At 58.1% G+C, this 5,045-nt stretch carries 8 protein-coding genes; 4 read left to right on the top strand and 4 right to left on the bottom strand.

The window, feature by feature from the left end; translation table 11 throughout:
• Window positions 1–220 precede the first annotated feature (220 nt).
• Window positions 221–478 (bottom strand): alkylphosphonate utilization protein, encoded by a 258-nt coding sequence (locus ACIQ20_RS15770; protein WP_395781981.1) that lies wholly within the window; start codon window positions 476–478, stop codon window positions 221–223.
• A gap of 159 nt (window positions 479–637) precedes the next feature.
• On the opposite strand from ACIQ20_RS15770, the gene ACIQ20_RS15765 reads away from it, so the two are divergent.
• Window positions 638–886 (top strand): helix-turn-helix domain-containing protein, encoded by a 249-nt coding sequence (locus ACIQ20_RS15765; protein ID WP_395781979.1) that lies wholly within the window; start codon window positions 638–640, stop codon window positions 884–886.
• 17 nt (window positions 887–903) lie between these two features.
• Here the strand turns inward: ACIQ20_RS15765 and ACIQ20_RS15760 are convergent, their stop codons facing one another.
• From ACIQ20_RS15760 to ACIQ20_RS15750, 3 genes are read right to left on the bottom strand one after another with little or no spacing between them, the layout of a single operon-like run.
• Entirely contained in the window at window positions 904–2,268 is a 1,365-nt protein-coding gene (locus ACIQ20_RS15760; protein WP_395781977.1) for a sensor histidine kinase, read from the bottom strand.
• Window positions 2,265–2,927, bottom strand: coding sequence for a response regulator transcription factor (locus ACIQ20_RS15755; RefSeq protein WP_395781975.1), 663 nt, complete (start codon window positions 2,925–2,927; stop codon window positions 2,265–2,267). Before ACIQ20_RS15755 ends, ACIQ20_RS15760 begins: the two co-directional genes overlap by 4 nt.
• Window positions 2,927–3,250 carry a PepSY domain-containing protein gene (locus ACIQ20_RS15750; protein WP_395781973.1) on the bottom strand — a complete coding sequence of 108 codons (324 nt, stop codon included), beginning with the start codon at window positions 3,248–3,250 and terminating at the stop codon, window positions 2,927–2,929. The genes ACIQ20_RS15755 and ACIQ20_RS15750 overlap by 1 nt, the downstream gene beginning before the upstream one ends.
• A gap of 125 nt (window positions 3,251–3,375) precedes the next feature.
• Here ACIQ20_RS15750 and ACIQ20_RS15745 point away from each other — a divergent pair, with 125 nt between their 5' ends.
• The 3 genes from ACIQ20_RS15745 to ACIQ20_RS15735 form a co-directional block, all read left to right on the top strand.
• The gene (locus ACIQ20_RS15745) at window positions 3,376–3,726 is read left to right on the top strand and encodes a hypothetical protein (RefSeq protein ID WP_395781971.1); all 351 of its coding nucleotides are present in this window, start codon (window positions 3,376–3,378) and stop codon (window positions 3,724–3,726) included.
• Window positions 3,677–4,345, top strand: coding sequence for a cytochrome b/b6 domain-containing protein (locus ACIQ20_RS15740; RefSeq protein WP_395781969.1), 669 nt, complete (start codon window positions 3,677–3,679; stop codon window positions 4,343–4,345). Before ACIQ20_RS15745 ends, ACIQ20_RS15740 begins: the two co-directional genes overlap by 50 nt.
• 216 nt (window positions 4,346–4,561) lie before the next feature.
• Window positions 4,562–5,045 (top strand): IS110 family transposase (locus ACIQ20_RS15735; RefSeq protein WP_395781967.1); only part of this gene is annotated, 484 nt, incomplete at its 3' end.

Below are 5,045 nucleotides of genomic sequence, written 5' to 3'. Positions count from 1 at the left end.
AAACTCTCGCACCTTTAAGCAATGATCCCATCGTCATGCTCAGCGCAGTCCCCTGAACATGATCAACTCAGCCCTAAACCGGCTACATCATGACGCCGCTGTTACACCACGCCATGGGACACGATCCAGTTTTTTCCAAAAAGGTCCCTAGTTGGCAACGATGGACGGCCACCTATCCCCAAGTCGCAGCCAATTTCAGCTACCAATTTAGCGATAGAATTTAGTGTTTGCGGACAAACTCCGCGCGCAGCACGAGGCCGCGAATGGTATCGTGTTTGCAGTCAATTTCTTGCGCGTCGCCGGTTAACCGGATGGTACGGATAACGGTCCCCCGGCGCAAAGTCTGCCCCGCCCCCTTTACGTCCAAATCCTTGACCAAAACCACGGCATCGCCGTCTTGCAGGATATTGCCAACTGAATCGCGCACCACAATTGCGCTTTCCGCTTTCGTCCGCGCAGCAAGTTCTGACGCCGGCATCCATTCACCGCTGGCTTCATCATAGACATAGTCGTCGTCAGCGGTGCTCATTGCGGATTCCTTGGGTCAGCTTCCCAGTCATATTGAATGACAGAGCGCTAGAAAGCAAGTTTGAAGGATGGTAATTGATGTTTGAAACATCAAACAGGGTCAATTGTCATGCTATCCTCTGCCCAACTTAAAGCCGCGCGTGCCCTGTTAGGGATTGATCAGAGTCACTTAGCGGCTGCGGCTGGAGTATCCTTGCCGACGATCCAGCGAATGGAAGCCAGTGATGGCATCGTCCGCGCGCAAGTGGATAGCCTAGTGAAGGTTTTAGGCGCGCTTGAACGGCTGGGCGTTGAGGTACTCGGGCCAGAGCAGATGAGCAGCGCGCGCGGCCGGGGTGTGAGGCTGCGCGATGACTAAGGCGTCGCCTGCATAAGTCAGGTGCCCAAACTTATTAGATGCGCACCGTCCCCATGCACCCACTTCAACCGCACGGCCAAACCGCCAAGGGCTGAGGGTTCAAGAGCCAACCTCCCCCCGCTGGCTGAAATCAGGTCACGTGTGATAGCAAGGCCGAGGCCTTGGGTGCCAATGGCTTCATCAAGGCGGACCCCGCGCTCTATCGCCATCCGGCTTTGATCCTCCGACAGGCCGGGCCCATCATCTTCCACCGACACCGTCAGGGTGCCACTGTCTTGCACGGCATGAACTTTGATCCGGCTCTTGGCATGGCGGGTCGCGTTGTCCAGCAAGGCCCCGAAGACTTCAAACGCGCTATCCTCCGTCAAAGGCAGCTTGCACGTATCTGGAACGGCCAAATCAAAGTGCTTTGTGGCACCTGCCGGTGTTCGGCCAACTAACCGCACCAAGCGCTCGATGACAGGAAAGAGCAGACATATCCCGCGCGCATCCGGGGCCAATTGCGCGCGCGCCAACTCTGCTTGAACCGCAATATTAAGGACCGAAACGCTTTCCTGCAGAGCCACTTGTGCCTTTGTGTCGCCCAGGTCACTGACCTGCATCTTAAGCGCGGTGAGCGGTGTTTTCAGCGCGTGGGCCAAGTCGCGGGCGCGGTCACGGGCTTTGGCCATGTCGCCACTTCGGGCATCGGCCAGCGCATTAATCGCTTGGATCAAGGGGCCGACCTCTTGCGGGTGCTCACCAGCATCCAGTCGGGCCTTTGCGTCTGCTTTCAAGCCCGTCAGGCGGGCACGCAGCCCCGTAAGCGGTTTTAGGCCTTGGGTGACTTGCACCACTGAGGCCAAAGTCAAAACCGACCATAGCAGCACGAGAAATAGCGCCAGCTCGCGTGCAAAGTCCCGACGTGCCTTCGTGATCACCGCATGGTCTTGCCCGACTTCGATCAATAGCTCTGGCCCGTTTGCATCGGGGCGGATGGTGCGGGCGACCCGTAACATAGAGAGCTCAAACGGCCCCTTGGTCGTTGTACTCTCCCACGCTTTTGGCCGCGCCAAAGTCAAACCGGGCCAAGACCCATCCCAGAGGGAGCGGGAACGCGCATTGCCTTGTGTGCCGGAGACATGCCAGTAAAGCCCGCTAGCTGGGCGGGAAAAGCGCGGGTCATACAGCGTTTGGGCAATTACGGGCTTTCCTGTCGCATCGAGCGAGATGCCCGCAACCAAGGCTTCGCCCTGTCGGATCAAGTCAGCCGTTACTTGCCGCTCTGTATGGCGTTCAAACAAGAGGGACAGCGCGACCCAAGAAAAGCCTAAGGCCAAGCCGTTCCAGAGGGCGGCCAAACCAAAGAGGCGGACCTTAAGACTGTTGGACTTTTTGCTCACGAGGCCAAGTCCCTTAGAACATAACCAAAGCCGCGGCGTGTCTCGATGGTCTCAGCCCCTATTTTGCGGCGAAGGCGCGCCACCAAGGCTTCGATGGCATTGGCATCCAGCATGTCGGTGCCATGAAGATGCTCGCCCAATTCACCGGCAGATAAGGGCCGTCCGCCCGCATTGGCCAAAAGGTCCAGCAAACGAAACTCGAGCGGCGACAGACGCACCGGCACCCCGTCATAGGACGCGGTGGTCCGAAACAGATCGAGCGTGAGGCGACTGGCTGTGACTACATTGCCAGTGCGCCCAGAGGCCCGCCGGATCAATCCACGCAGGCGGGCGATAAGCTCTGGTGGCTCAAACGGTTTGGCCAGATAATCATCGGCCCCCGCTTCGATGCCCTCGACCTTTTCAGCCCAAGACCCGCGTGCTGACAGGATGATAACGGGCATGGCGCGGCCTTCCTGCCGCCAGCGCTTTAGGACCGATAAGCCGTCCAGTCGCGGCAGGCCAAGGTCCAGAATGACGGCATCGAAGTCTTCATCGCTGCCCAGCGCCCAAGCCCGCTCGCCGTCGCCACAGGCTTCGACCAAAAAGCCCGCTGCCTCGAGGTTGGCCTTGAGTGCCGCGCAGATAAGGGGATCATCCTCAACCAAGAGCACGCGCATCAATCGGCCTCCTGCTTCAGGATTTGGCCGGTCTTGGCATCAATTTCCAGTTCAATCACGCGGCCCGATGGGGCGAGGATTTTGAATTCATAGATGTCTTGGCCATGGTCGTTCTCCAAATCCACTTTCACGACTTCGCCCGGCGCAGCAGCAAGGGCAATGGCTTGGACTTTGAGAAAGGGCAGATTGTTGCCCGCTGGTTGAGCCGGGCCTTCGTGCTGCGCCTCCTCGCCCACTTGGTCAGGGGCAGGTGATCGCTGCGGCTGCCCACAGCCAGCCAGCGCGACAAGGATCAAAACAAGAGAAGGGCCAATTAACTTCATACCACCCCTCTGTATCGAATTGGCGCTGACATCAAGCTGACGCTTCGCTGACGATTGGGAACGGTAGGGCGTCAGGCAGGGGCGGGTAAGGTCGGATCATCAACAACCCTTTCAGGAGAAGTAACATGGCCCTTTCAACCCCTATCCGCATCGCTCTCGGCGTTGGTGTCGCCGCACTGGCTGTCGCAGGCTTTGCAGTCGCCTCTGGCCAATTATCGCCAGCCAAGACTGCGACAAATACGAATAGCGTAACCAACCAACCTACTAACCAAGTCACAAATCAGATTGGGAGCAAGGACCAGGACGATCGCGAAGATCGCTATGACAGCCGAACCGAGACCCGCGTGGTCGATGCCAAAACCGGCCAAGTCCTGACCGAAGAGGTTCGCCGCAGCGAAGATCGTTCGCGCCATGAGCGGGGCGAAGATGAGTCGCACGACCGTAACGATGATCATGGCGGACGTGATGATGACTGAGGCCGCAGCACCCTCAGCGCACGCCGCGTCTGAGCCCAAGCCCGAAAAAAACTGGGTGAAGGTTTGGGACCCCTTCGTGCGCATCGGCCACTGGCTATTGCTTGTAGCGATTGCCACCGCCCTGATCACACGCGGCGAACCTGAAAGCCTGCATCAAGCAGCGGGCTATTTCGTCGCAGGCTATGTGGTGTTCCGCCTGTTCTGGGGGATCGCCGGACCAGAGCATGCGCGGTTTGAAAACTTCCTCGCCTCGCCTTTTGCCGCCTTTAAGTATGTGGCTGACTTGGTGACGGGAAAAGGCACCCGCCACATCGGCCACTCACCCCCAGGTGGCCTGATGGTGATTGCCTTGTTGGTCGCCATGAGTTTGACCGCTGGAACCGGCATGGCAATGGAAAACCGCACGCCTGTACCGGCCGCTTTTCAAAGCGTTCTGCAGATCGAAGATCGCGGGCGCGGTGATGAAGACGACAGCCCTTGGGAGGATGTGCATGAGGTCAGTGCCAATCTGCTGTTAGGCTTGGTGTTCCTGCATCTCGGCGGCGTCCTTCTGGCCTCGATTGGTCACCGCGAGAATTTGGTCCGTGCTATGGTGGATGGGAAGAAGCGAGTGGAGTGAGGTTTTACACTCACACAATTAAGTGGCGCGTTGCGAGGGCCTTCATTGCACAGAGCAACGCGCCATTGCGCAAAGACCCCCTCACCCCCGACCCCTCTCCCCCACCGGGGGCGAGGGGTGGCAGTGTTTCCACTTGGAATGATGGGGTGGACGCCCCCTGACGGCATCTATGTGCCAGTATGTGGATTGTTGGAGTCACATACGAAGGAGGCGTCCGTGGAAGAGGTTAGCATAATTGGGTTAGATTTGGCCAAGCGTATCTTTCAGGCGCATGGTGCGGATAGGTCTGGCAAGTGTTTGTTCTCGAGGAAGCTGTCGCGTGCTCAGCTTTTGGGCTTTTTCAGTAGCCAGAAGCCATGCATTGTTGCGATGGAGGCGTGTTCGTCGGCGCATTATTGGGGTCGTGAGATAGCGGCATTGGGTCATGAAGTACGATTAATCCCAGCCCATTATGTGAAGCCCTATGTGAAGCGCGGGAAGAATGATGCGGCGGATGCTGAAGCGATCTGTGAGGCGGCAAGCCGCCCGACGATGCGGTTTGTCGAGATCAGGAGCGCAGAGCAACATAGTCAGGCCATGGTCTTTCGCAGCCGAGATTTGTTGGTGCGTCAACGCACCCAAGCGATCAATGCGGTGCGTGGGCATTGTGCAGAGTTTGGGCTTTCAGCACCGACCGGTCATAAGGGCTATGAGGCTTTGA

Origin of the sequence: Aquidulcibacter sp. (assembly GCF_044346625.1) — a bacterium.
Taxonomy (GTDB): Bacteria; Pseudomonadota; Alphaproteobacteria; order Caulobacterales; family Aquidulcibacteraceae; genus Aquidulcibacter.
The sequence above is the reverse complement of the archived record's forward strand: the minus strand, read 5'-3'. Positions and strand labels throughout refer to the sequence as shown.